The sequence below is a fragment of the Tropicibacter naphthalenivorans genome (genome assembly GCF_900176475.1).
Taxonomy (GTDB): Bacteria; Pseudomonadota; Alphaproteobacteria; order Rhodobacterales; family Rhodobacteraceae; genus Tropicibacter; species Tropicibacter naphthalenivorans.
Window position 1 is genome coordinate 543,643 of sequence record NZ_FWXX01000001.1, and the last position, 21,894, is coordinate 565,536.

General features: G+C 64.5%; 25 protein-coding genes, 1 other RNA gene and 1 pseudogene. 15 read left to right on the forward strand and 12 right to left on the reverse strand.

The features are described 5' to 3' along the window. The first annotated feature begins 12 nt into the window (after nt 1-12). Both B9A11_RS02620 and B9A11_RS02625 read left to right on the forward strand, forming a co-directional pair. The gene (locus tag B9A11_RS02620) at nt 13-552 is read left to right on the forward strand and encodes a VOC family protein (protein WP_200807273.1); all 540 of its coding nucleotides are present in this window, start codon (nt 13-15) and stop codon (nt 550-552) included. Continuing rightward, nucleotides 527-1,168, forward strand: a complete 642-nt coding sequence (locus tag B9A11_RS02625; RefSeq protein ID WP_058245911.1) for an HAD family hydrolase — start codon at nt 527-529, stop codon at nt 1,166-1,168. Before B9A11_RS02620 ends, B9A11_RS02625 begins: the two co-directional genes overlap by 26 nt. 3 nt (nt 1,169-1,171) lie before the next feature. Here B9A11_RS02625 and B9A11_RS02630 read toward each other — a convergent pair whose 3' ends face one another. Continuing rightward, entirely contained in the window at nt 1,172-2,260 is a 1,089-nt protein-coding gene (locus tag B9A11_RS02630) for a THUMP domain-containing class I SAM-dependent RNA methyltransferase (RefSeq protein ID WP_058245910.1), read from the reverse strand. 90 nt (nt 2,261-2,350) lie between these two features. Between B9A11_RS02630 and ffs the strand changes: the two genes are divergently transcribed. Next, nucleotides 2,351-2,446: signal recognition particle sRNA small type (gene ffs, locus B9A11_RS02635), an RNA gene on the forward strand. A 102-nt stretch (nt 2,447-2,548) separates the two neighbouring features. Here ffs and B9A11_RS02640 read toward each other — a convergent pair. Beyond that, complete coding sequence (locus B9A11_RS02640; RefSeq protein WP_058245909.1) at nt 2,549-3,094, reverse strand: protein-tyrosine phosphatase family protein; 546 nt, start codon at nt 3,092-3,094, stop codon at nt 2,549-2,551. Further along, the gene (gene ypfJ, locus B9A11_RS02645; RefSeq protein ID WP_058245908.1) at nt 3,060-3,884 is read right to left on the reverse strand and encodes a KPN_02809 family neutral zinc metallopeptidase; all 825 of its coding nucleotides are present in this window, start codon (nt 3,882-3,884) and stop codon (nt 3,060-3,062) included. The genes B9A11_RS02640 and ypfJ overlap by 35 nt, the downstream gene beginning before the upstream one ends. Nucleotides 3,885-4,042: 158 nt before the next feature. Between ypfJ and B9A11_RS02650 the strand changes: the two are divergent. The 6 genes and pseudogenes from B9A11_RS02650 to B9A11_RS02675 form a co-directional block, all read left to right on the forward strand. Then, nucleotides 4,043-5,812, forward strand: a pseudogene (locus B9A11_RS02650) (DNA polymerase III subunit gamma/tau); the annotation flags it as partial. A gap of 77 nt (nt 5,813-5,889) precedes the next feature. After that, nucleotides 5,890-6,339, forward strand: coding sequence for a hypothetical protein (locus B9A11_RS02655; RefSeq protein ID WP_058245906.1), 450 nt, complete (start codon nt 5,890-5,892; stop codon nt 6,337-6,339). A 125-nt stretch (nt 6,340-6,464) separates the two neighbouring features. Further along, nucleotides 6,465-6,809, forward strand: a complete 345-nt coding sequence (locus B9A11_RS02660; protein ID WP_058245905.1) for a YbaB/EbfC family nucleoid-associated protein — start codon at nt 6,465-6,467, stop codon at nt 6,807-6,809. 54 nt (nt 6,810-6,863) lie between these two features. Further along, nucleotides 6,864-7,457 (forward strand): recombination mediator RecR, encoded by a 594-nt coding sequence (gene recR, locus B9A11_RS02665; protein ID WP_058245904.1) that lies wholly within the window; start codon nt 6,864-6,866, stop codon nt 7,455-7,457. A gap of 105 nt (nt 7,458-7,562) precedes the next feature. Further along, nucleotides 7,563-8,015, forward strand: a complete 453-nt coding sequence (locus B9A11_RS02670; RefSeq protein WP_058245903.1) for a hypothetical protein — start codon at nt 7,563-7,565, stop codon at nt 8,013-8,015. 90 nt (nt 8,016-8,105) lie between these two features. Next, entirely contained in the window at nt 8,106-8,732 is a 627-nt protein-coding gene (locus B9A11_RS02675; protein WP_058245902.1) for a DUF2306 domain-containing protein, read from the forward strand. Between the two features lies 1 nt (nt 8,733). On the opposite strand, the gene B9A11_RS02680 is transcribed toward B9A11_RS02675, so the two are convergent. Both B9A11_RS02680 and B9A11_RS02685 read right to left on the reverse strand, forming a co-directional pair. Continuing rightward, nucleotides 8,734-9,087 carry a hypothetical protein gene (locus B9A11_RS02680; RefSeq protein WP_084662765.1) on the reverse strand — a complete coding sequence of 118 codons (354 nt, stop codon included), beginning with the start codon at nt 9,085-9,087 and terminating at the stop codon, nt 8,734-8,736. An 83-nt stretch (nt 9,088-9,170) separates the two neighbouring features. Continuing rightward, entirely contained in the window at nt 9,171-9,914 is a 744-nt protein-coding gene (locus tag B9A11_RS02685; protein ID WP_058245900.1) for a DUF1013 domain-containing protein, read from the reverse strand. Between the two features lie 275 nt (nt 9,915-10,189). Here B9A11_RS02685 and B9A11_RS02690 point away from each other — a divergent pair, with 275 nt between their 5' ends. From B9A11_RS02690 to B9A11_RS02700, 3 genes are all read left to right on the forward strand, one after another. Then, complete coding sequence (locus B9A11_RS02690) at nt 10,190-10,816, forward strand: ribonuclease T2 family protein (protein ID WP_058245899.1); 627 nt, start codon at nt 10,190-10,192, stop codon at nt 10,814-10,816. A 90-nt stretch (nt 10,817-10,906) separates the two neighbouring features. Then, entirely contained in the window at nt 10,907-11,653 is a 747-nt protein-coding gene (locus B9A11_RS02695; RefSeq protein WP_058245898.1) for a lysozyme family protein, read from the forward strand. Nucleotides 11,654-11,731: 78 nt separating this feature from the next. Beyond that, entirely contained in the window at nt 11,732-12,073 is a 342-nt protein-coding gene (locus B9A11_RS02700; RefSeq protein ID WP_058245897.1) for an SH3 domain-containing protein, read from the forward strand. A gap of 4 nt (nt 12,074-12,077) precedes the next feature. On the opposite strand, the gene B9A11_RS02705 is transcribed toward B9A11_RS02700, so the two are convergent. Beyond that, nucleotides 12,078-12,710 (reverse strand): sulfotransferase family 2 domain-containing protein, encoded by a 633-nt coding sequence (locus tag B9A11_RS02705; RefSeq protein WP_058245896.1) that lies wholly within the window; start codon nt 12,708-12,710, stop codon nt 12,078-12,080. A gap of 84 nt (nt 12,711-12,794) precedes the next feature. Between B9A11_RS02705 and B9A11_RS02710 the strand changes: the two genes are divergently transcribed. Together B9A11_RS02710 and B9A11_RS02715 are read left to right on the forward strand one after the other, a co-directional pair. Beyond that, nucleotides 12,795-14,420 carry an AMP-binding protein gene (locus B9A11_RS02710; RefSeq protein WP_058245895.1) on the forward strand — a complete coding sequence of 542 codons (1,626 nt, stop codon included), beginning with the start codon at nt 12,795-12,797 and terminating at the stop codon, nt 14,418-14,420. A gap of 105 nt (nt 14,421-14,525) precedes the next feature. Beyond that, nucleotides 14,526-15,545, forward strand: a complete 1,020-nt coding sequence (locus tag B9A11_RS02715; protein ID WP_058245894.1) for a hypothetical protein — start codon at nt 14,526-14,528, stop codon at nt 15,543-15,545. Nucleotides 15,546-15,607: 62 nt separating this feature from the next. Here the strand turns inward: B9A11_RS02715 and B9A11_RS02720 are convergent, their stop codons facing one another. The 6 genes from B9A11_RS02720 to B9A11_RS02745 form a co-directional block, all read right to left on the reverse strand. Next, the gene (locus B9A11_RS02720) at nt 15,608-16,744 is read right to left on the reverse strand and encodes an SPOR domain-containing protein (protein WP_234988712.1); all 1,137 of its coding nucleotides are present in this window, start codon (nt 16,742-16,744) and stop codon (nt 15,608-15,610) included. A 218-nt stretch (nt 16,745-16,962) separates the two neighbouring features. Beyond that, entirely contained in the window at nt 16,963-17,595 is a 633-nt protein-coding gene (gene upp, locus B9A11_RS02725) for a uracil phosphoribosyltransferase (RefSeq protein WP_058245892.1), read from the reverse strand. Next, the gene (locus tag B9A11_RS02730) at nt 17,592-18,599 is read right to left on the reverse strand and encodes an adenosine deaminase (RefSeq protein WP_058246405.1); all 1,008 of its coding nucleotides are present in this window, start codon (nt 18,597-18,599) and stop codon (nt 17,592-17,594) included. The genes upp and B9A11_RS02730 overlap by 4 nt, the downstream gene beginning before the upstream one ends. Before the next feature lie 42 nt (nt 18,600-18,641). Further along, complete coding sequence (locus tag B9A11_RS02735) at nt 18,642-19,844, reverse strand: phosphopentomutase (RefSeq protein WP_058245891.1); 1,203 nt, start codon at nt 19,842-19,844, stop codon at nt 18,642-18,644. Beyond that, on the reverse strand, nt 19,841-21,133 hold the full coding sequence (locus tag B9A11_RS02740) for a thymidine phosphorylase (protein WP_083499726.1): 1,293 nt from the start codon (nt 21,131-21,133) through the stop codon (nt 19,841-19,843). The genes B9A11_RS02735 and B9A11_RS02740 overlap by 4 nt, the downstream gene beginning before the upstream one ends. Further along, nucleotides 21,133-21,525: a cytidine deaminase gene (locus B9A11_RS02745; protein WP_058245889.1), complete on the reverse strand. Its 393-nt coding sequence runs from the start codon at nt 21,523-21,525 to the stop codon at nt 21,133-21,135. Before B9A11_RS02745 ends, B9A11_RS02740 begins: the two co-directional genes overlap by 1 nt. A 103-nt stretch (nt 21,526-21,628) precedes the next feature. Here B9A11_RS02745 and B9A11_RS02750 point away from each other — a divergent pair, with 103 nt between their 5' ends. Then, nucleotides 21,629-21,811: a DUF3072 domain-containing protein gene (locus tag B9A11_RS02750; protein ID WP_058245888.1), complete on the forward strand. Its 183-nt coding sequence runs from the start codon at nt 21,629-21,631 to the stop codon at nt 21,809-21,811. Nucleotides 21,812-21,894 lie beyond the last annotated feature (83 nt).

The following is a 21,894-nucleotide window of genomic DNA, read 5'->3' on the forward strand; positions in this document are numbered from 1 at the left end:
AAAGGCCCTGACATGATCCCGAAACTGCGCATCGCCCGCCCCTCTGACGATCTGGACGCGCTCTTGCCGTTCTACGTAGACGGGCTGGGGTTCGAGGTGCTGACCCGGTTCGAGGACCACAACGGCTTTGACGGGATCATGCTGGGCCACGCGCAGGCCCCGTGGCATCTGGAATTCACCCGCGCCCACGGCCATCACGCAGGCCGCGCGCCGACCCAAGACAACCTTCTGGTGCTTTACCTGCCGGACGCGGACGACTTTGCCAGAGCCATAAAACGCATGACGGGCGCAGGCTTCGCCCCTGCCCCGCCTTCAACCCCTACTGGGACCGCACTGGCAAAACCTACGAGGATCCAGACGGTTACCGCGTGGTGCTGCAAAACAGCGACTGGACGCTCTAGCCCTACGCCCCCCAATGCCCTATCTCTAGGCGCCACGGCCCAAGGGACGGCGGGTGGGGCGCCTTTGGCGCAGCCAAACAGCGTCCGGGTCGCAGACCCGGCCCACGCGCCACAAAGGACCGCCCATGACCTACGCCGCTGTCGTCTTTGACCTCGATGGCACCTTGCTCGACACCGAACGGCTTGCGATTCAGGCAGGCCGCGCGGCGCTCGCGCGTATGGGTCACACCCTGACCGAGGCCCTCTTCTACCAGCTCATCGGCTGCGACCGCGACACGGGGCGCGCCATCCTGACACAGGCCCTCGGCCCGCTCGACTTTCCCGCGCTGGAAGCCGCGTGGAAAGAGGAAAGCACCCGCCTGCACCGCCAAGGTGTCCCGCTCAAACCCGGCGCGCTCGACCTCATCTCCCGCATCGACGCCCTTGGCCTGCCCAAGGCCATCGCCACCTCGTCGCAACGCGACGGCGCGCTGGCCAAGCTGGACATCAGTGGCCTTGCCCCACATTTCGACGTGGTCGTCACCCGCGATTGCGTGCGCACGCCCAAACCCGCGCCCGAAGCCTTTCTCTTGGCCGCCCAGCGCCTGAACGTCGACCCGGGCCAAGCGCTCGCATTCGAGGACAGCGCCCCCGGAGCCAAATCCGCCTATGCCGCCGGGATGCGCGTGGTGCTGGTGCCCGACATCGTCACGCCAAAGGACGCCCCCGCGCATCACGTCGCCAACTCCTTGATAGAAGGCGCAAAATGGGCGGGCCTGCTGGACTGAGCTTCAGCCGATCCGCGCCTGATACAGCTTGACCGCAAGCCCGCCAAAGGCCACCGGCGGCCCGGCCTGCAATTTCAGACCAGTCGCCTTGGCCAGCCCGCCATCGCTGGTGACCATGCCCAAACGCCAGCCTTGGAACCGCTCTTGCAGCACATGCCCGAGCGAGCCGTACAGCGCGAACAGCAGCTTGCGATTGCCGATCCGCGCGCCATAAGGCGGGTTCACCATGACAAGGCCCGGCGCGCCTTCGGGGCGCTGCAAATCGCTGACCGGGGCGCGGGTGAACTGGCACAGCGCGCCCACCCCGGCCCGCTCGGCATTCGCCGTACTGGACCGGATCGCCCCATCGTCGCGGTCCGAACCGTAGAAGCGCTGCGCGACGGCGCGCGCCTCGGGCATGTCAGGGCGCGGCACCTCCACCGCCAGATCGTCAAAGGCGAACTTTCGCGACCGCCCCGGCAGCAAACCCGCAGCGATTTCAGCGGCTTCGATAACAAACGTGCCCGACCCGCACATCGGGTCCACAACGGTTTCCGACCCGGTATAGCCACACTGGCGCAGGAACATCGCCGCCAAGGTCTCGCGCATCGGCGCTTTGCCCACCGCCTCCTTGTGGCCGCGCCGGTGCAGCGGCTCGCCCGAGGTGTCGACGCTGATCGTCACCAGATCGTCCTCGATCCGAACCATCACGCGCATCTCGGCCTCGGCGGAAACCTCCGCCCCCAGCACCTCGCGCAGCGCGCCTTCGACCCGCTGTTTTGCCGCCCGATCGTGGTAAATCTTGGAGTTCTTGCAAGTCACATCGACCCGCAGCGGCACATCCGGGCGGAACACTTCGGCCCAAGGGAACTTGCGACACCGCTTGTCCAACTGCGCCAGATGGAACGCCCGAAAGCTGCCGATCCGCGCCAAGACCCGCCCCGCCCCGCGCAAGGCCACGTTGGCGCGCGCCACCTCGGGCCAGCCGCCCGAAAAGGTCACGCCCCCCGGCACCGCCACAGCACCGGCGAATCCCTGCTCGGCCACTTCGTCCAGCAACACCTGTTCCAGCCCCGGCGGGGCGCTTGCGAAAATCTCAAAGTCCTGATCCATCCCGCCCCCTTAGCCCAAGCCGCCGGACACGCAAACAAACTTCTGCATCGCCCCATTGCAAAACCGATCCAGACCCACTAAATGACGCCTTGAGAGATTGTGCGGGCAAGCGCCTCGCCAACCTGGTCAGGTCCGGAAGGAAGCAGCCACAACGAGTACCGTTTGGGTCGTTGCAATCTCTCACCTCACCGCTGCGGCGTCTGGGGTTCACCCCAAGGTCGCTGCGAGTTCGGCCCAAACAGAGCTTGGGTTTTTCCGAACATCGACGGTCTGGCAAAAATAATCGGCTTACCGATGGCGGATAAAGGTCGCCGCCTCGCGCGGAGCTTTCATCGCCCATGCGGTCTGCGCCTCGGTCCCAATCGCGGGCAGATGCACGCCGGACAGCCGTTCCAAGGCCTCATCAGCCGCCTCGCCCGCTTCGATCATCAACCGCAGGACAATCATCCCGGCGCGCCCGCCTCCGGCCGGCGAATTCACCACCACGCGCCCCCCGCCCAACAGGGCCTTGCGCGCGCGGGCGCTGACCTCGGGCCAGGCGGTTTCCAAGGCCACATCGGGCACAGCGCCCTGCGGCACCGGCAAATGCACCCAGCGCGCGCCCTTGTCCTGCACGCGCGGGCCCAAGGCTTCGGCCCCCATGGCGGTCAGCTCTGCCGCCTCGACCACTGAAAACACCATCGCCGGGGTCCAGCTGGCGATATGTTCCATGTCGCCTTTAAAATCCCCCGCCGCGCCGGGCAAAGCCGACATCACCACGATCCCGCCGCCCACCGGCAGGACGTGGAAGACAACGGGCTCAGAGCCGCTCGGCCCCGAAGGTATCGCAGTCATTCACGTCTCCTGTTTCAAAGCCGCGCGCGAACCAGCGCGACCGCTGCTCGGACGTGCCGTGGGTAAAGGTGTGCGGCTGCGGCACTCGCCCGGCCCGTGATTGCAGATAGTCGTCGCCGATCCGCCGCGCGGCGTTCAGCGCCTCGTCAATGTCGCCGGGTTCCAGCAGGCCTTCGACGTTGCGCGCGTAGACACCGGACAGGCAATCGGCCTGAAGCTCCAGCCGAACGGTCAGCGCGTTGCTTTCCACCTGCGAGGCGCTCTGGCGTAACCTATTGACCTGCGGCAGAATTCCGATCTCGTTCTGGACGTGATGGGCGACCTCATGGGCGATCACATAGGCGGCGGCAAAGTCGCCCTTGGCCCCCAGTTGCTGCTGCAAGGTCGCGAAAAACGCGGTGTCCAGATAGGCCTTTTCGTCCGCCGGACAGTAGAACGGCCCGGTCGCGCCGCTGGCCCCGCCGCAGGGCGACGCCGTCGCGCCAGAGAACAGCACCAGCTTGGGCGGCACGTAGGCCTCGCCCAGTTGGTCGCGGAAAATCCCGGTCCAGACGGTTTCGGTTGTCCCCAGAACGGCAGCCGAGAAGTCGGCGGATTTTTCCTCGGCCGGGGTCAGCTCGCCCTCATAGGTCGTCCCGCCCCCATCCAACAGCGCCGTCACATCCACCCCGGTGAAATAGCTGATCGCCAAGACTGCCAGCAGGCCAAGCCCGCTGATTTTCAAGCCCCCACCACCAGAGCGGCGGCGGTCCTCGATATTCCGGCTGCGCCGTACACCGCGCAATTTCATAAGCTTACTCCCTGAACCCAAAGGGACTTTGGCACAGGCACCGCGCGCTGAGCAATCTTTTCCCTATCCCGGTCAACCTGCGGCGCGCCCGGGCGGTTCCCGCGCCTTTACGCCCCGCGCCCAAGCGCTTAGGTTAGCGCCAAGCCAAGCCGCAGGATTCCATGACCGACAGCCCGCAATATCAGGTGCTCGCCCGCAAGTACCGCCCCGAAACCTTTGCCGACCTCGTTGGCCAGGACGCCATGGTGCGCACGCTGCGCAATGCCTTCAAGGCCGATCGCATCGCCCAGGCCTTTATCATGACGGGGATTCGCGGGACGGGTAAGACGACCACGGCGCGGATCATCGCAAAGGGCATGAACTGCGTCGGGCCGGACGGCAACGGCACGCCGACCACCGACCCTTGCGGCGTGTGTGAGCATTGCGTCGCCATTATGGAAGGCCGCCATGTCGATGTCATGGAAATGGACGCCGCGTCGCGCACCGGCGTCAATGACATCCGCGAGATCATCGATTCGGTGCATTATCGGGCCGCCTCGGCGCGCTACAAGATCTACATCATCGACGAAGTGCACATGCTGTCGAAGAGCGCCTTTAATGCGCTGCTCAAAACGCTCGAAGAGCCGCCCGCGCACGTCAAATTCATCTTCGCAACGACAGAGATTCGCCAAGTTCCGGTGACGGTTCTGTCGCGCTGCCAGCGCTTTGACCTGCGCCGGATCGAGCCCGAGGTGATGATCGCCCTTCTGCGCAAGATCGCCACGTCTGAGGGGGCCGAGATCACCGACGAGGCGCTCGCGCTTATCACCCGCTCTGCCGAAGGGTCCGCCCGCGACGCCACGTCCCTGTTGGATCAGGCGATTTCCCACGGCGCGGGTGAGACGACCGCCGATCAGGTGCGCGCCATGCTGGGCCTCGCCGATCGGGGCCGCGTCATGGACCTGTTCGAACGGATCATGCGCGGGGATGCGGCGGGCGCGCTAGAGGAGCTGTCTTCGCAGTACGCCGACGGGGCCGACCCCTTGGCCGTGCTGCGCGATCTGGCCGAGCTGACGCACTGGATTTCCGTGGTCAAGATCACACCCGACGCCGCCGAAGACCCCACCATCGGCCCGGATGAGCGCGCCCGCGGGCTGGCCTTTGCCGACGGTCTGGGGATGCGCCCGCTTAGCCGCGCGTGGCAGATGCTGCTGAAAGCCATCGAAGAGGTCTCGAACGCGCCCGCCGCGATGATGGCCGCCGAGATGGCGATCATCCGCCTGACCCACGTGGCCGAGCTGCCCTCGCCCGAAGAGCTGATCCGCAAGCTGCAAGACACACCGCCCCCGACCACGCCCGGCCCCGCTGGCGGTGGTGGCGGCTACCAGCACGGCGGTACGACGAATGCCCAAGGGATGCCCGCGCCCACGCACCCCGGCCCTTCCGGGCCTGTCGCGTACTCCGGCGCGCCGCATGGCGGTGCCCAGCCCGCCGTGGCGCAGGACGCCGCCCTCGCCCGTTACCCGACGTTCGAACATGTGCTTGAACTGATCCGCCAGAACCGCGACGTCAAACTGCTCGTCGAGGTCGAAGGCTGCCTGCGCCTCGCCGCCTACCAGCCCGGCCGGATCGAGTTTACGCCCACCGACAACGCCCCCGCCGACCTCGCGGCCAAGCTTGGCACCGCCCTGCAACGCTGGACCGGCAATCGCTGGGTGGTGACCATCACCTCTGGCAGCACCGCTGAAACCATCGTGGAAAAGCGCGACGCGGCACGGCTGGCAATCGAGGCGCAGGCCGAGGCGCACCCCTTGGTGCAGGCCGCCCTCGCCGCTTTCCCCAAGGCGAAAATCAAGGCGGTCAAAACGCCCGAAGAACAGCAATCCCAAGCGCTTGAGGACGCCCTGCCAGAGGTCGAAGACGAATGGGACCCGTTCGAGGACAGCTAAGGCGGGAATTCCTGACCTTTCGGTCAAAGCCGCGCGCGGGCTAAATCCGACCCATCAACAGGACAGGACCCCTTTCAATGATCCGCACCACCCTCGCTGCGCTCTGCCTCGCCACTCCGGCGCTGGCGGGCGAATACTGCCTGATCGACGGCACGGAACGCTTTAGCTGCACCTTCAACAACGGCGGCAAGGCCGTCGAGGTCTGCGACGCCATCTGGGACGACGACGACATCGCCACCTACGGCTTTTTCATCCCCGGCCAGGACCCCGAGCTGGAATTGCGCAATGAAATGACCGGGATGCTTTACACGAAATGGAACGGCATGGGCGAACCCTTTGGTTCGGTCAGCTTCAACAACGCCGACTGGAGCTATACCTACGAGGTCTGGTACGCGGGCGAAGACGGCGGCATCAACGTGCTGAAACAAGGCGAACAAATCGCCTCGCTGACCTGCGACACAGGCTCGGTGACCCACGACCTCGACACCCTGATCGAGCGCGTGGAAACCGCGCAACTCTCTCCGTAAAACGTGCTGCCGGGGACGGTGGGCGGGGCGATGTGCCTCTGGCACAAGCGCCGTCCCCTCCCCGGCCTTGTTCCCCCGCCCCCAGCCGCTTATCTAGGACCCAAGCACAGATCAGGAGAAATCATATGCTCAAGGGACTAGGCGGCCTCGGCGACATGGCCAAGATGATGAAGCAGGCGCAAGCCATGCAGGAAAAGGTCACCAAGATGCAGGAAGACCTGCACAACATGACCGTCATCGGCGAATCCGGCGCAGGTCTGGTCAAGGCGACCGCCTCGGCCAAGGGTGAACTCAAGGCGCTCGACATCGACCCCACCATTTTCGATCCCAACGAAAAAGAAGTGGTCGAAGACCTCATCCTCGCCGCCATCAAGGACGCGCAGGCCAAGGCACAGGACCGCGCCCAGTCGGAAATGGCCAAAATCACCGAAGAGCTCGGCCTGCCCGCCGACATGAAGCTGCCCTTCTAAGGCACGACGCCGCGCGGCCCGACCGGGGTGGCGCGGCTCCACAAGGACGATGCCATGAGCGGCAACACCGACATCGAAGGCTTGATCGACCTCATGGCCCGCCTGCCCGGCCTTGGGCCTCGGTCTGCGCGCCGTGCGGTGCTGCACCTGATCCGCAAACGCGGGCAGTTGCTCTCGCCCCTCGCGCAGGCCATGCTGACCGTGTCGGAAACCGCCCGCGAATGTCTGAACTGCGGCAACGTCGGCACCACCGACATCTGCGACATCTGCGAAAACAATGGCCGCGCCAATGGCCAGCTTTGCGTGGTCGAGGACGTCTCTGACCTTTGGGCGATGGAGCGCTCGGGCGTGTTTCGCGGGCGCTATCACGTGCTCGGCGGCACGCTTTCGGCGCTCAATGGCGTTGGCCCCGACGATCTGCGCATCCCGCAGCTGCGCGACCGCATCGACGCCGAAGCGGTTACCGAAGTCATCCTCGCGCTCAACGCCACCATCGACGGGCAAACCACGGCGCATTATATCGCCGACCAGCTAGAGGGGCGCGCCCTGCTGACCTCTTTGGCCCAAGGCGTGCCCATCGGCGGCGAGCTGGACTACCTCGACGACGGCACGATCACCGCGGCGCTGAACGCCCGCAAGCCGATCTAAACCGCGCTCTGGCCGGAAAAATTTCCCTTTGCGCCGAAAACGGTAAGGCTTTGGCAACACTGTTGGCCGTAGTCTGAACGGGCCTTCGTCAACCCACGTTCCGCCATGCTCCGTCTCACAGCCTTTGCGCTGCCCATACTGCTGCCGCTATGCGCCCTTGCGCAGGACGCGCCCGATGCCCTGCCCGGCACCGGATTTTTCCTAGCGGGCACCACCGGCCCGGATCACGCGCTTGGCCTGCGGCTCGCCCAGCGGGATCGCGTTGCGGATGTGGCCTTTGATTTGTCGCTGACGCACCTGCCCGACCCACAGCACCCGCGCCCCTTGCGGGTGGAACTTGGCGCGACCTACACCCTGCCCTCCGCCGATCTGCGGCCCTTCATCGCCCTGTCCGACTGGGCGCAGACCCCGCCCGAGGGCCAAACCGCCAGCCGTGCGCTGACCGTGGGGCTGGATTTCTCTCCGGCACAATTCTCGGCCCTGGACGGACAGATCGAGGCGGCAACCAGCACCTCCGGCGAGACGAACCTTGGACTGTCGCTGCGGCTGGCGTTTTAACCCATACGAATTCGCATGGAATGAATGCCGATTCGGGCAATCCCTGCAGAGAACAGCATAAGCTACACCCATGGCGAAAGGAGATTCGCCATGCTCAAGACCCCTGCCCTGCTTGCCCTGTTCGCCGCCGCCCCCGTTGGCGGGGCCGTCTATCGCGCGATCTGGTTCCAGACCCCACCCGAGGCGCTGACCGCCTTCGAAGCGGCAATCCTCAGCCGCCCCACGGCGCTTTGGGTTCACATTGTCGCCGCCTGCGCCCTCAGCCTGCTGGGCGCATTGCAAGTCGCCCCGGCCCTGCGCCGCGCGCACCCAACCCTCCACAAACGCTTGGGCTATGTCGCGTGGACCTCTGGCGTCATCATGGGGGCCAGCGGCATCTGGATCGTGCTGGCCTTTCCCACCACCGAAGGCTCGGAACCCGCGACCCAAGCGGTGCGTCTGATCTTTGGCGCGCTGACCCTGTGGTGGTGCGCCGACGGGCTCTGCGCCGCGATCCAGCGCGACATCCCCCGCCACCGCGCGCAAATGCTGCGATTGTTCGTCTTTAGCGCCTCGGCGACCACAAACGCCCTGCTGATCGGCGCCTATAGCGCCACCGGGGCCGAGCTGACGCCGCGCGCCTTTACCATCCTGCTGACCGCCGGCTGGACCCTGGCCCTGATCGCCGCCGAAGCACTGATCCACCGCCGCCCCACTTTGCGTAACGCGCGAATTTAACTTACTTATCAACTTCTACCGAGCTAGCGATTTCGAGAGCATCTTGCCGCAACTGTTCTTTGGCACGACTGACTATCTCGTTGAACGGTTCATCATCTGAGAAGATTGGAATTCGAACAGCCATCGTGCAATTCAACGGTTCGTCCGTTTGGTCCATAGCATCATGCTTGACGTAAATCGGAAATTTGACGACGTAGTAGTCAGCGAGCGCAACTTTTTTGCTCGTCGGATTTTGCCCGTCCCAACCGTCCATCTCTTCTCTAACCATCCCGGCCACTTTGTGCACTTGCGCAAATCCGAAGCTTGTCCGCATAACTTCAATCTCCTTTAAGGTGATCGAAAGTTGCTTAGCCATCCATAATTGTCAAACACCTTTCCGAAAAAGAAAAACCCCCAGCCGCAAAGGCCGGGGGTTCTATCCTAAACGATTTCAGCGGCTTAGCGCGGCTGATCGTCTTCGTCGTCGCTGCTGCCGGGCAGGTTAAAGAAGCTGTCAGCGTCCGAGTAATCCTCGTCCTTCTTATCGTCCTCGTCGCGCGGATCGGACAGCGAGAAGGTCTCCAGCCCTTCCATGTTGGACGGCAGGCGCGGCTCGGTGTCCATGTCGAGGCTCTGCTCGGTGCTCACCAGCTTGCGGCGCTCGTCGTCGGTCATTGCGTTGGCGGATTTCGCGGCCTTGGCGACAGCGGCGTCCAGCTCGGACTGCTTACACAGACCCAGCGCAACCGGGTCGATCGGCTGCATGTTCTGGATGTTCCAGTGGGTGCGCTCGCGGATCGACTGGATCGTCGGCTTGGTGGTGCCCACCAGCTTCGAGATCTGGCCGTCGGACAGTTCGGGGTGGAACTTGACCAGCCACAGGATCGCGTTCGGACGGTCCTGACGTTTCGACAGCGGGGTGTAGCGCGGGCCACGGCGCTTGTCCTCGTCGCGGGCGGCCGGGTTGTGCTTGAGCTTCATCTTATACAGCGGATCGTTTTCCGCGCGGTCGATTTCGGCCTGCACCAGCTGGTTGTTGGCAATCGGGTCAAAGCCCTTGACGCCCACGGCCACGTCGCCATCCGCGATGCCCTGGATTTCCAGCTCGTGGAAGCCGGTGAAATCACCGATCTGCTTGAAGGTCAGCGTCGTGTTGTCCACCAGCCAAACGGCGGTCGCTTTGGGGTGAAGAAGCTTGCTCATGGGTTATAACTCCTTGGCTCGAATGGCCCCGCTCGGGTTGCCCCCGGCCATATCTTTCGCCGCGCCCGAGGTTCTGACCAAGGGCTGCTTCGGGGGCCGAAGCGGGTGTCCGTTGTAGGGAAACTTGCCGCCCTTATAGTCGCGACACGGGTAAAGGGGAAGTAAATTCCGCGTCTCCCCCGCGCACAATGGGCACAAATCAGCGTAGTTTCTGGCAAACCGGGGCGAATCCTTGTACCCGATCCGTTAACCAAACCTTGCTGCCGAGTGTCCCTATGCGTCTGTCTCTTGCCCTGTCTGCCCTGATCGCCACCTCTGCCACCGCGCAGGATATCTCGGGCGAGTTTGACTATTACGTGATGGCGCTGTCGTGGTCGCCGAACTGGTGCGCTTTGGAGGGCGATGGCCGCCAGTCGCCTCAGTGTGACGAGGATTTCGGCTGGGTTCTGCACGGGCTGTGGCCGCAATACCATCGCGGCTACCCCAAGTTCTGCAACACCGTGGAACGCCAGCCTTCGCGCCAGATGACCCAAGAGATGGCCGACATCATGGGCACCTCGGGCCTTGCGTGGCACCAGTGGAAAAAGCACGGCGTCTGCACCGGCCTGTCCGCCAGCGCCTATTACCAGCTCTCGCGCGACGCCTATGCGACGGTCAACCGCCCCGAGGTGTTCCGCAAGCTCGACAAGACGGTCAAGGTGCCCGCCTCCGTGGTCGAAGAGGCTTTTCTCAAGGCAAATCCGCAGCTTGAGCCGGATATGATCACCATCACCTGCAATCAGGGCTACATTCAGGAGGCCCGCGTTTGCCTGTCCAAGGATCTTGAACCGGTGCCCTGCGGGCGCGACGTGGTGCGCGATTGCCGGATGACCGACGCGCTGTTCGATCCGGTGCGCGACTAAGGTTTTCGGCGCGAATTGCGCGCGGCTCAAACCTTTCTCAACATATTTGCTTCAAAACCACCTCAAAGAAGAAACTGATTTGAGGTGACCATGTCCTTTGTGCTTCGCGCCGCGCTGTTCTGCGCGCTGATGCCGATGACCGCCACCGCCCAACAGGGCAGTTTGTTTGTGCACGCGCCCGCCAGCGCGCCGCTGATCGCCGCCAAACCGGCAGCCTTTATCGCGACAGAGGCCGCGCCGCTGGTCGGTGGCGCAGGCCGTGCCAGCCTGTTTGCCGGGCAATCCGGGACCAGCTTTTTCGCGCCGCTGCCCGACCGTCCGCGCAGCATCCGTTTGCCGGTTGCGCCCGGCCCCTATGCCTCGGACGCGGATCGCATCCGGCACGTGATCGCCAGCGCCGAGGCCAGCAAACACGGGTACGATTCCGTCCAGCACGGCGCGCGCCGCAAACCTGCACGCGCGCCCACACAGATGACCCTGGGCGAGATTTATGACTGGATCGCCGCCACCCCCGGCCAGCCCCACGCCATTGGCCGCTACCAGTTCATCCCCAAGACGCTGAAACGGCTGGCGAAACGCGCCGGGATGGGCCGCAACACGCCGTTTTCGCCGCAAACGCAGGACCAGCTGGCCGATATCTTATTGGAAGAGGCGGGCCTGTCCGCCATCCGCGCAGGCAAGATGAGCCGCCGTGATTTCATGAACAACCTTGCGAAAATCTGGGCCGGGCTGCCGAACTCTTCGGGCCGTTCACATTATCACGGATATGCAGGCAACAAGGCCAGCATCTCTTGGGCCAAGTTCGAAACCGAGATGAAAAAAATCTTTCCATCTTAGTGGCGGACCTCTGACATACGTCAAGGTGCAGATATAATTTTTGGTTTATCCTGAATGAAAGCAGACAGGAGGAAAGCCATGTTCCGCACCATCACATTCGCCCTGATCGCAGCCCTCGGGCTAAGCGCCGCAGCGCAAGCAGGTGATTGCACCGGCAATGTCGTCGGCGTCCGCCCGATCAGCCAGTATAACCACGCGGCAGGCAACGGCTTTTTGGCGATGCGCACGGGACCAGGGTCAAGGTATCAGCAGATCTCCGAACTCTATCTCGGCGATGAGATTTCCGTCTGGGGCCGCAACGGCAATTGGTACCAAGTTTCGTGTATGTCAGGCCGCTGCACCAACCCCCTGTGGGGCCAACCCAGCGCCAACGGCTGGGTCTATGGCAAGTACATCTCAATCGGCGGAGTCTGCCCGTAACCCCTTAGAACGCATAACCAAATCGGGCGATGTCGCGGGCGCAGACCTCGCCCACCCATTCGGCCAGCGCGTCGTCGTAGTACCCGCGATAGTCGCCCCGCTCTGATCGGTTCTCGTGCCCCATTTCGGGTTCGAACCCGAGGCGATCCACCAAAGGCCCCCAATCCTCGTGCAGCCTTTCGAGCCGGAGGAACAGATCGCAGCGTTCCTCCCCCGCTGCGTCAGTGACATACCGGGCGTAATCCCACCGGCGCAGGGTGCCTTCGTTAAAGGGATGGCGCAGGAAATCGGCAAAGCCCAGCCGCTGCGCCAACCCAACCGCCGGGTGGTCAAAGCTCTGCCCTTGCAGCCAGTGATAATAGCTGACCAACCGGTCCCACGGATTGCGCACAAGGCAAAACACGAACATGTCGTCAAAGGGCACGACACCCTGAATATCCGCCAGCGTCGAGTGTTTCCAAAGCCGCCCCGGCGCCTTTAGCAGCTCGACCCGCGCGCGGCGTTTGCGCGCCTTGGGGGTGTCGCCGATCAGGATGTCGTCCTTGTGCGCGCGCGCCTCCAGCGCCGCCGCCATCGAGGTGCCGCCGGTCTTGGGGATGTGCACAAAGATGAACCGCCGCCCAGGAGAGATAATCATGCGCGCATTCTAGCGCTAACCGCCCTTTCCACCAGCAAAATCCTGTCGCATATTCGCGCCAAGGCATATTTGGAGGAGGACCCGATGGGCTGGCTGAGAGACGAAACCGGACTGGACAAGAACAAGGCGAATCACGTCGCGCTGACCCCGCTGAGCTTTCTGCGGCGTGCCGTCGCGATCTGGCCGGATCACCTCGCGGTTGTCTACGGGCCGCACCGCAAGACCTACGCCGAATACACCGACCGCGTGACGCGGCTGGCCTCTGGCCTCAGCGCCATGGGCGTGCAGCCCGGTGACGTGGTGGCGACCATCCTGCCGAACATCCCCGCGCAGGCCGAGGCGCATTTCGCCGTCCCAGCCGCTGGCGCGATCCTGAACGCCATCAACACCCGTCTGGATGTGGACACCGTGGCCTATATCCTCGATCACGGCGAGGCCAAGGTGGTGCTGTGTGATCCGCAGTTCCTGCCCGTTCTGGCCGAGGCCATGGACCGCATGGAAGGCCCCGCCCCCAAGGTGATCGAAGTCCCCGACGACCACGCCGGTGTGCACAAACATTCCGACTATCCGCAGTACGAAGACGTGCTGGCGCAGGCCGATCCGAACTTTGACTGGATCATGCCCGAGGATGAGTGGGAGAGCATCGCGCTCAACTACACCTCTGGCACCACGGGCCGCCCCAAAGGCGTCGTCTACCACCATCGCGGCGCGTATCTGAACGCCATGGGGCAGGTCATCAGCTGGCGCATGACGCTGCACCCCAAGTATCTGACCATCGTGCCGCTGTTCCACTGCAACGGCTGGTGCCACACGTGGATGATGCCTGCGCTTGGCGGCACCGTCGTGTGCTGCCGCGACATCACCGCGCCTGCGATCTTTGACGCCATCGCCGACGAAGGCGTGACCCATTTCGGCGGCGCGCCCATCGTGCTGAACATGCTGGTGCACGCCCCGGCCGAGCAAAAGCGCGACTTTGACCACATCGTCGAGGTCTTTACCGCAGGCGCGCCGCCCGCCCCCGCGACGCTGGCGAAGATCGAGCCCATGGGCTTTAGCGTCACGCAGGTCTACGGCCTGACCGAGGTCTACGGCCCCGCCACCGAATGCACCTGGAAAGCCGAGTGGGAGCCGCTGCAAGGCGACGACCGCGCCGCGATCAAGGCCCGTCAGGGCGTGCCCATGCCCTTTATGGAAGAGGTCATCGTCGTCGACGAACAGATGACGCCAATCGCCCGCGATGCCGAGGCCAAGGGCGAGATCATGTTCCGTGGCAACGGCGTGATGAAGGGCTACCTCAAGAACCCCAAGGCCACCGCCGAGGCGTTCGAGGGCGGCTATTTCCACTCTGGCGACATCGCGATCCAGCACCCGGACAGCTACATCCAGATCGCCGACCGCGCCAAGGACATCATCATCTCGGGCGGCGAGAACATCTCTTCGGTCGAGGTCGAGGGCACCTTGATGGCCCATGACGCGGTGCTGCTGTGCGCCGTGGTCGCCAAGCCGGACGAGAAATGGGGCGAGGTGCCTTGCGCCTTTGTGGAACTCAAGGACGGGCATGACGTGTCCGAGGCCGACCTGATCGCCTTTTCGCGCGAACGTCTGGCGGGCTTCAAATGCCCGAAAAAGGTGGTGTTCCAAGAGCTGCCCAAGACCTCGACCGGCAAGATCCAAAAGTTCGAACTGCGGACCTTGGCCAAGAGCCTCTGACCCCTTGGGGCGCGTGTCCTGCGCGCCCCTTTCACGCGGCGTGGACGTGCCCGCCTTGGCGTGGTAAATAGATCCGCAAAGCAGCGGCAGGGCACCCCTAACCCAATGACAGCACTCAAGGAATTCGAGCGGCTCGAGGCGACGGGCCTGTGGCGCGCCTCGCCAGAGGATCAGCGCCGCGAGGTGATCGTCTCTCTTGGGGATGCCACGCTGACCATGTCGGACATGAACAACACCGCGCTGGCGCATTGGTCGCTGGGCGCGGTGATGCGCGCCAATGGCACGCAAACGCCCGCGATTTACCACCCCGACGGCGACCCCGACGAGACGCTGGAAATCGCCGCGAACGAAACCGAGATGATCGAGGGCATCGACCGCCTGCTGCGCGCGATCGACAAGAAACGCCCCAAGCCGGGCAAGCTGCGGCTGATCCTTGGGTTGGGCGCGGCCTGTGCGATTGCCGCCGGGGCGATCTTTTGGCTGCCCGACGCTTTGGAGCGTTACACCGTGACCGTCGTCCCCGACGTCAAACGGGCCGAGATCGGCGAGGCGCTGTTGGCGAACATCACCCGCGTCACCGGCCAGCCTTGCATGACGCCCGAGGCGGGCGGCCCTCTGGCCGCTTTGCGCACGCGCATCTTACAGGATGGCCAGCGTCTCGTGATCGTCCCCGGCGGCACCCGCATGACGGCCCATCTGCCCGGCGGCATTTACCTGATGAACCGCGCCCTCGTCGAAGACTTCGAAGACCCCGACGTGCCTGCGGGCTACCTCGTGGTGGAACAGTTGCGCGCAGCGCAGGCCGACGCTCTGGCCGAGGTGGTGGATCACGCCGGGCTCATGGCCAGCCTGCGCCTGCTGACCACCGGCAAGCTGCCGGACAGCGCGCTGGACAGCTATGCCGAAACGCTGATGAGTGCTCCGCAGGACATGCCCCCGGCGGACCAGACCCTGACCGCGTTTGCCCAGACCGAGCTGCGCAGCGCGCCCTATGCCTACGCCCAGGACATCACCGGCGAAACCACCCTGCCTTTGATCGAAGGCGACCCTCTGGCAGGCCGCACCAGCCGTCAGGTTCTGAGCGACGGGGACTGGGTCCGCCTGCAAGGCATCTGCGGCGGCTGACGCCCAACGGAAAACCCCGCGCGCCGATTGGCCCACGGGGGTTCGCTTAACTGTTTGAAAACTCAGTTGATATAGGCCTGCACGTAGCCCGTGCCGTGGGTCGCGTTCAGCGCCGCATACAGCGCCTCGGACGACTTGTACGGCCCGACGCGCAGCAACTGGCCGCGGCCTGTCGTGCTGAGCTTGACCGGCAGGCCCGCAGCGGACAGGCGCGACACGGCAGCCTGCGCCTTGGCATCGGTGGTAAACACCCCGATCTGCACGTAGCGGCTGCTGCCCTTGGTCGACACGACGGGCGAGCGGTAGGTGCCGCTCGAGGCGACGACCGGCGCCTCATAATGCAGCGGCGCTTTGTAGTAGCTGCCCGGCTGCGCGGTGCCGACGACGATCGGGTCATGACCATGCACGTCCTTCGCCTTGGCGGACAGAACAGAGGTGCGCGGCACCGTGTGGGTCCAGACCTGCTGGCTTTGGCGATAGCCGTCCACGGTTTGCAGCGCGCGATACGGGTTCAGGCGGTCATCCTCCCACGCGGGGCGATAGCCTTCGGGGATGTAAAGCGCGGCGGTGTCGCGCTGCTCGTACACATGGCGCGGAATGATGCGCGTCTCGCCCGGCAGGTTGAGGCTGCTGTCATTCCACGACTTGTTGTAATAGACGTTTTTACCCGGCGCAGGCGCTTCGCCGCGGCGGATTTCGGTCACATGCGGCGTGGTCTGCGGACCGCAGCGCACTTGCAGCGTCTGACCATTAAAGGTGCGGGTCCGCACGCCGTTGGCGCAGTTGCCGTAGACCGGAACCGCCAGCGGCTTGACCGATTTGGTCGCAACCTTGGGCGCGGCGGGCGCAGGCACCACCGGCACGCGGCGCACGACGCGCGGCGGCTGGGCAGCCACAGGCTTGGACGCGGGCGCGCGCACCACCGGCTTGCTGATCACGGTCGGCGCGGGCGCAGGCGACGGAGCCGCAACACGCGCGGTCGCCGTCGGACGCGGCGCCGGTTTCGGCGTGGGCTTTGGCGCAGGCGCGGTCACGGCGATCTGCGGCGCGCTGGTCGCCGGAGCGGCAGGCGCAGCGGCCACGGTGCCGAACGTCGGCTTTTGTCCGCACACTTGTTCGCGCGAACGACTCACCCGCGGCACCCAAGTGACGTTGCCATCAAACCCGGCGCGCACATAGACGCAGCCGTTATTGTCCACGAATTGAGAACCCGAATAGGACGCGGGCGGAAAATTTACCGGTATCTCGCTAATTTTGGTTTGGGCTGTTGCCGGTTGAGAAACAATTCCGAATCCGGAAACCAAAAGCGCGAAAATCGTCAACGTTTTCATAGTCATGTCTGCCCCCACAGATGCGAGGGACAGCATGGCATGACTCACAAGGCTCTGTAAAGCCTTCAAATTTTCACATTTCGGCCTTATTTCGTCCCAAACATCCGGTCGCCTGCGTCGCCAAGGCCCGGCACGATGTAGCCTTGCTCGTTCAGGCGTTCGTCCAGCGACGCGGTGATGATCGGCACATCAGGGTGCGCCTCTTTCATCCGCGCGACCCCTTCGGGAGAGGCCAAGAGGCACAGGAAGCGGATGTCGGTCGCGCCGCTTTTCTTGACCATATCAATCGCCGCCACCGAGGAATTGCCCGTCGCCAGCATCGGGTCCACAACGATGGTCAGGCGGTCCTCCATGTTCTGGGGCAGCTTGTTGTAATACTCGACCGGTTGCAGGGTTTCCTCGTCGCGGTAGAGCCCGATAAAGCCCACGCGCGCCGCCGGGATCAGCTCGAGTATCCCGTCCATAAGGCCGTTGCCCGCCCGCAGGATCGACACCAGCGCCATCTTTTTCCCGGCGATCACCGGCGCGTCCATCTCGCACAGCGGGGTCTGGATCGTCTTGGTGGTCATCTCCATCTCGCGCGTGACCTCATAGGCCAGCAGCAGCGAAATCTCACGCAAAAGCCTGCGGAAGGAGTTGGTCGAGGTGTCTGCCTCGCGCATCAAGGTCAGCTTATGCTGCACAAGCGGGTGGTCGACGACGGTCAGATGCTGGGTCATGAGGAGGGTTCCAATTTCTTGAGGATGGCGTCGCGGGTGGTCTGGTCACAGAACGCAGCCCCCGCAGCGGTTTTGTTGATGTCAGTCAGGATGGCTTCGTCCCAGCCAAAGGTCTTGGCGAGGTTGACGTATTCGTCGCGCATGGTGGTGTGAAAGAACGGCGGATCGTCCGTGGACACGGTCACCTTGACGCCGCGCCGCCGCAACTGATCAATCGGGTGCTGGTCGAGGCTGGGAAAGACGCCAAGAAAGACGTTCGATCCGGGGCAAACCTCTAGCGTGATTTCGCGTTCGGCCAGCATGTCGACGGTGGCGAGGTCATAGATCGCGCGCACGCCGTGGCCAATGCGTTCGACCCGCAGGTCGTTCACCGCGTCGCGCACCTCTTCGGGGCCGCGCCATTCCCCGGCGTGGGTGGTCAGGCGCAGGCCCGCTTCTCGGGCCATATCAAAGGCATAGGCAAAGTCGCGCTGCTTGCCCTTGTTTTCGTCGCCGCCCATGCCAAGGCCGACGATCCAGTCCCCCGCCGTCTCGGCGGCACACAAAGCTGTGCGTTTCGCCTTATCGGGGCCAAAGTGGCGGATCGGCGTGACGATGCCGCGCAGCACGATGCCATGGGCGCGCTCGGCGACGCTGGCGGCCTCTTGGATCGCGTGCAGGTATTCGCGCCACGCGGCCACATCGCCGCCGCCACAGAAATCCGGCGAGAGGAACGTCTCTTGGTAAATGACGCCATTCTCGGCGCTTTGCTCCAGCACGGCGGTGCAGAGCCGCGCAAAATCCTCGGGCGTTTTGAGGACAGAGGTCGCCGCCTCGTACACCTCTAGGAAGTGCACAAAATCGCGGTAGGCGTAAGAGCCGTCCGCCTTAAAGGCCTTTGAAATGTCGATCTTTTTCTCGGCGGCCAGCCCGCGGATAAAGACCGGCGGCGCGCAGCCCTCAAAGTGGGTGTGCAGCTCGACCTTGGGCAGGTTTGCGATGCGGTGCAGCTGCTCTTCGTCCATGTCGGCGATGCGCTGGCGGGTTTCTTCGTCCATGGTCTGTCCTTAGAGAAAACTGGTGCCCGGCCCCTGCGCCGGAACGCCCAAATGGGCGGCAATGCTGGCGGCGACATCGGCAAAGGCGATATGGCCAATGCTCCCCGCTCCGGCCCCGGCGACGATCACAGGCACACGTTCGCGGGTATGGTCGGTGCCGATCCACGTGGGATCGTTGCCGTGATCGGCGGTGATGATCAGCAGATCGCCCTCGCGCAGGCGCGGCAGCAGCTTGCCCAGCTCGGCGTCGAACCATTCCAGATGCCGCGCATAGCCAGAGACGTCGCGGCGGTGGCCATAGGCGCTGTCGAACTCGACGAAATTGGCGAAGGTCAGGCTGCCGTCTTCGGCGGTGTCGACCAGATCCGAGAGGTGGCCCATCAAGTCAGCGTCCGGCCCGCGCCGCACCTCGTCGATCCCGCTCATCGAGAAGATATCGCCAATCTTCCCAATGGCATAGACGTGCCGCCCGGCGTCCTGCACCCAATTGGTCAGCACCGGCGCAGGCGGCAGGATCGCGTAGTCGTGGCGGTTGGCGGTGCGTTTGAAACTGCCCGGCTGCCCGACAAAAGGCCGCGCGATCACTCGCCCCACCTTCATCTCGTGCAGCATCGGCGCGAGCCGCTCACACAGATCATAGAGCCGGTCCAGCCCAAAGGTTTCCTCATGCGCCGCGATCTGAAAGACGCTGTCGATCGAGGTGTAACAGATCGGCTGGCCGGTGCGCATATGCGCGGCCCCGTGCTCTTCGATGATCGCGGTGCCAGAGGCGTGGCAATTGCCAAGGATGCCGTCCACCCCGGCAATTTCGCAGACGCGCGCGGTGACGTCGGGCGGGAAACTGGGCACGGTTTTCGGGAAGTAATGCCAGTCCCACGGCACCGGCAGGCCCGCCAGCTCCCAATGGCCGGACGGGGTGTCTTTGCCCTTGGAAAGCTCGGTTGCCGCGCCCCAAAGGCCGCTTGGCGCAGGTGCGTTGATCTGCGCGCCTTGCGCCAAGCCCAAAGCGTTGAACAGCCCGAGGCCCGCCATATGGGGCAAAACCAACGGCCCGCTGCGCCCCTCTTCGGCCTCGCCCGCCGCGCAAGCCGCCGCGATGTTGCCCAGCGTGTTCGCGCCCACGTCCGGCACGTCGTTGTTGAAATACTGGTCCGCATCCGGCGCGCCGCCGATGCCAACCGAATCCATCACCACAAGAAACGCGCGCATCAGGCGACCCTTTCCTTGACCAAGGGCTGCGCCTTTGGGGCCTCATTACCCAACGTGATGGCCTTTTGAACCGCTTGGATCGCCTGCTCTGCCGCCCCCTCGCGCGCGGCATGAACGCGGGCGAGCGGCTGGCCCTTGGCGATTTTATCGCCCAGCCGCACGACCTCGGTCAGGCCCACGGCGGGGTCGACCGCATCGGTTTCGACGCGCCGCCCGCCGCCCAGATCCACCACCGCAAGGCCTAGCGCCTCGCCGTCGATGGCGGTCACGACGCCGCTCTCGGGCGCGGGGACTTCGCGGATCACGGTCGCTTCGGGCAGAAACCTCCGCCAGTCCTCGACAAAGTGGCGCGGCCCGCCCAGCTCGTAGATCATCTTGCCAAACCGCTCCGCCGCATAGCCGCGCGCAATCGCCTTGCGCAGCTTGGCCTCGCCGTCGTCAATATTCGCCGTCTTCAGCAGCTCTGCGCCCAAGGCGATGCTCAGTTCCAGCAGCGGACCCTCGGCGCCACCGGTCAAGACCTGCATCACCGCGTCTACCTCTAGTGCGTTGCCCAAGGCGGGACACAAGGGCTGGGACATATCGGTGATCAGCGCCGTCGTCGGGCAACCCGCCGCGTTGGCCGTGCCGACCAAGGCCTGCGCCAGCGCGCGCGCCTCTTCATCCGTTTTCATGAACGCGCCAGAGCCGACCTTGACGTCCAGCACAAGGCTTTGCAGCCCCGCCGCCAGCTTTTTCGACAGGATCGAAGCGGTGATCAGATCAAGGCTCTCGACCGTCGCGGTCACGTCGCGGATCGCGTACAGCCGCTTGTCCGCAGGCGCGATATCCGCCGAAGCGCTGACGATCGCGCAGCCGACGTCCCCGATGATCCGGCGAAAGCGCGCCTCGTCGGGCGATACATTATAGCCGGGGATCGCTTCGAGTTTATCAAGCGTCCCGCCGGTGTGCCCGAGGCCCCGCCCCGAGATCATCGGAACGTAGACGCCGCACGCGGCCAAGGCCGGGGCCAGCACCAGCGACACGCAGTCGCCGACGCCGCCGGTCGAGTGCTTGTCGATCACCGGCGCGTCCATGTCCCAGTCGAGCACCCGCCCCGAGTCGCGCATCGCCAGCGTCAGCGCCACGCGCCCCGCCTCGGACAGCCCGCGCAGGCAGACACCCATGGCAAAAGCCCCGCCCTGCGCGCCGCTGACCACCCCTTCGGCCAGGCCCTGCGCGAACCACGCCAACGCCTTGGGGGACGGCTCTTCGCCCCGCCGCAGGCAGGCAATCACCGACCGTGCGTCCATCAAGTGTTGTCCATATGCTCGGCGTTAAAGGCCCCCGGCAGCAGGTCCGCCACCGTGGTCACGAATTCCGCGCCGCCCACCGTGGCCAGCGTCACCTTGACCCCGCCTTTGGCGAATTCCGCCAGCTTTTGGCGGCAGCCCCCGCAGGGCGGCACCGGGTGCGGGCTGTCGGCGATCACATAGGCTTCGGCGATCTCGGCCTCGCCGCTGGCGACCATCGCCGCGATGGCCCCGGCCTCGGCGCAGGTGCCTTCGGGGTAGGCGACGTTTTCCACGTTGCACCCCACGTGGACGTTGCCATCGGGGGTCAGCAGCGCCGCGCCGACCTTGAATTTCGAATAGGGGGCGTAGGCGTTTTCCCGGACATGGCGGGCGGCGTCACTCAAAGACATGGAACCTCCGATATTTGAGCGCCCATGTTGCGAACCCCTTTGGCTGAATGCAAGCGGAACCCCACGGCGGGCAAGGCGTTATTTGACCAAATGGAGAAAAATTATGACAGATAAAATCGACCCCGCCGCCGACCTGCCGCCCGATCCGCGCGACCCCATGACGCCCGAACAAGCCGAGCGGCTGCGCGCGCTGTCCGAACCGCTGGATGAGCCGGTCCCCGAGGATCTGACCGTGCGCGAAGCCGACCGGCGGATTGAGTGTCTCGAAGATTTCGCAACCTGTTAACGACTGCTTAACAATTGGTCCCCCACATCACAGTAGGTTTGCGCTAAACCAGTGGAAGCCGGATTTACAAAACAGGGTTGAAG

Bases quoted from the DNA above. Each gene is read 5' to 3' on its own strand.
- B9A11_RS02690 (WP_058245899.1), top strand. From the start codon at position 10,190: ATGCGTCTGTCTCTTGCCCTGTCTGCCCTGATCGCCACCTCTGCCACC.
- B9A11_RS02740 (WP_083499726.1), bottom strand. From the start codon at position 21,133: ATGGACGCACGGTCGGTGATTGCCTGCCTGCGGCGGGGCGAAGAGCCG.
- B9A11_RS02710 (WP_058245895.1), top strand. From the start codon at position 12,795: ATGGGCTGGCTGAGAGACGAAACCGGACTGGACAAGAACAAGGCGAAT.
- B9A11_RS02715 (WP_058245894.1), top strand. From the start codon at position 14,526: ATGACAGCACTCAAGGAATTCGAGCGGCTCGAGGCGACGGGCCTGTGG.
- B9A11_RS02655 (WP_058245906.1), top strand. From the start codon at position 5,890: ATGATCCGCACCACCCTCGCTGCGCTCTGCCTCGCCACTCCGGCGCTG.
- B9A11_RS02705 (WP_058245896.1), bottom strand. From the start codon at position 12,710: ATGATTATCTCTCCTGGGCGGCGGTTCATCTTTGTGCACATCCCCAAG.
- B9A11_RS02695 (WP_058245898.1), top strand. From the start codon at position 10,907: ATGTCCTTTGTGCTTCGCGCCGCGCTGTTCTGCGCGCTGATGCCGATG.
- B9A11_RS02745 (WP_058245889.1), bottom strand. From the start codon at position 21,525: ATGTCTTTGAGTGACGCCGCCCGCCATGTCCGGGAAAACGCCTACGCC.
- B9A11_RS02750 (WP_058245888.1), top strand. From the start codon at position 21,629: ATGACAGATAAAATCGACCCCGCCGCCGACCTGCCGCCCGATCCGCGC.
- B9A11_RS02680 (WP_084662765.1), bottom strand. From the start codon at position 9,087: ATGGCTAAGCAACTTTCGATCACCTTAAAGGAGATTGAAGTTATGCGG.
- recR (WP_058245904.1), top strand. From the start codon at position 6,864: ATGAGCGGCAACACCGACATCGAAGGCTTGATCGACCTCATGGCCCGC.
- B9A11_RS02730 (WP_058246405.1), bottom strand. From the start codon at position 18,599: ATGGACGAAGAGCAGCTGCACCGCATCGCAAACCTGCCCAAGGTCGAG.
- B9A11_RS02630 (WP_058245910.1), bottom strand. From the start codon at position 2,260: ATGGATCAGGACTTTGAGATTTTCGCAAGCGCCCCGCCGGGGCTGGAA.
- B9A11_RS02660 (WP_058245905.1), top strand. From the start codon at position 6,465: ATGCTCAAGGGACTAGGCGGCCTCGGCGACATGGCCAAGATGATGAAG.
- B9A11_RS02675 (WP_058245902.1), top strand. From the start codon at position 8,106: ATGCTCAAGACCCCTGCCCTGCTTGCCCTGTTCGCCGCCGCCCCCGTT.
- ypfJ (WP_058245908.1), bottom strand. From the start codon at position 3,884: ATGAAATTGCGCGGTGTACGGCGCAGCCGGAATATCGAGGACCGCCGC.
- upp (WP_058245892.1), bottom strand. From the start codon at position 17,595: ATGACCCAGCATCTGACCGTCGTCGACCACCCGCTTGTGCAGCATAAG.
- B9A11_RS02620 (WP_200807273.1), top strand. From the start codon at position 13: ATGATCCCGAAACTGCGCATCGCCCGCCCCTCTGACGATCTGGACGCG.
- B9A11_RS02640 (WP_058245909.1), bottom strand. From the start codon at position 3,094: ATGACTGCGATACCTTCGGGGCCGAGCGGCTCTGAGCCCGTTGTCTTC.
- B9A11_RS02670 (WP_058245903.1), top strand. From the start codon at position 7,563: ATGCTCCGTCTCACAGCCTTTGCGCTGCCCATACTGCTGCCGCTATGC.
- B9A11_RS02685 (WP_058245900.1), bottom strand. From the start codon at position 9,914: ATGAGCAAGCTTCTTCACCCCAAAGCGACCGCCGTTTGGCTGGTGGAC.
- B9A11_RS02700 (WP_058245897.1), top strand. From the start codon at position 11,732: ATGTTCCGCACCATCACATTCGCCCTGATCGCAGCCCTCGGGCTAAGC.
- B9A11_RS02625 (WP_058245911.1), top strand. From the start codon at position 527: ATGACCTACGCCGCTGTCGTCTTTGACCTCGATGGCACCTTGCTCGAC.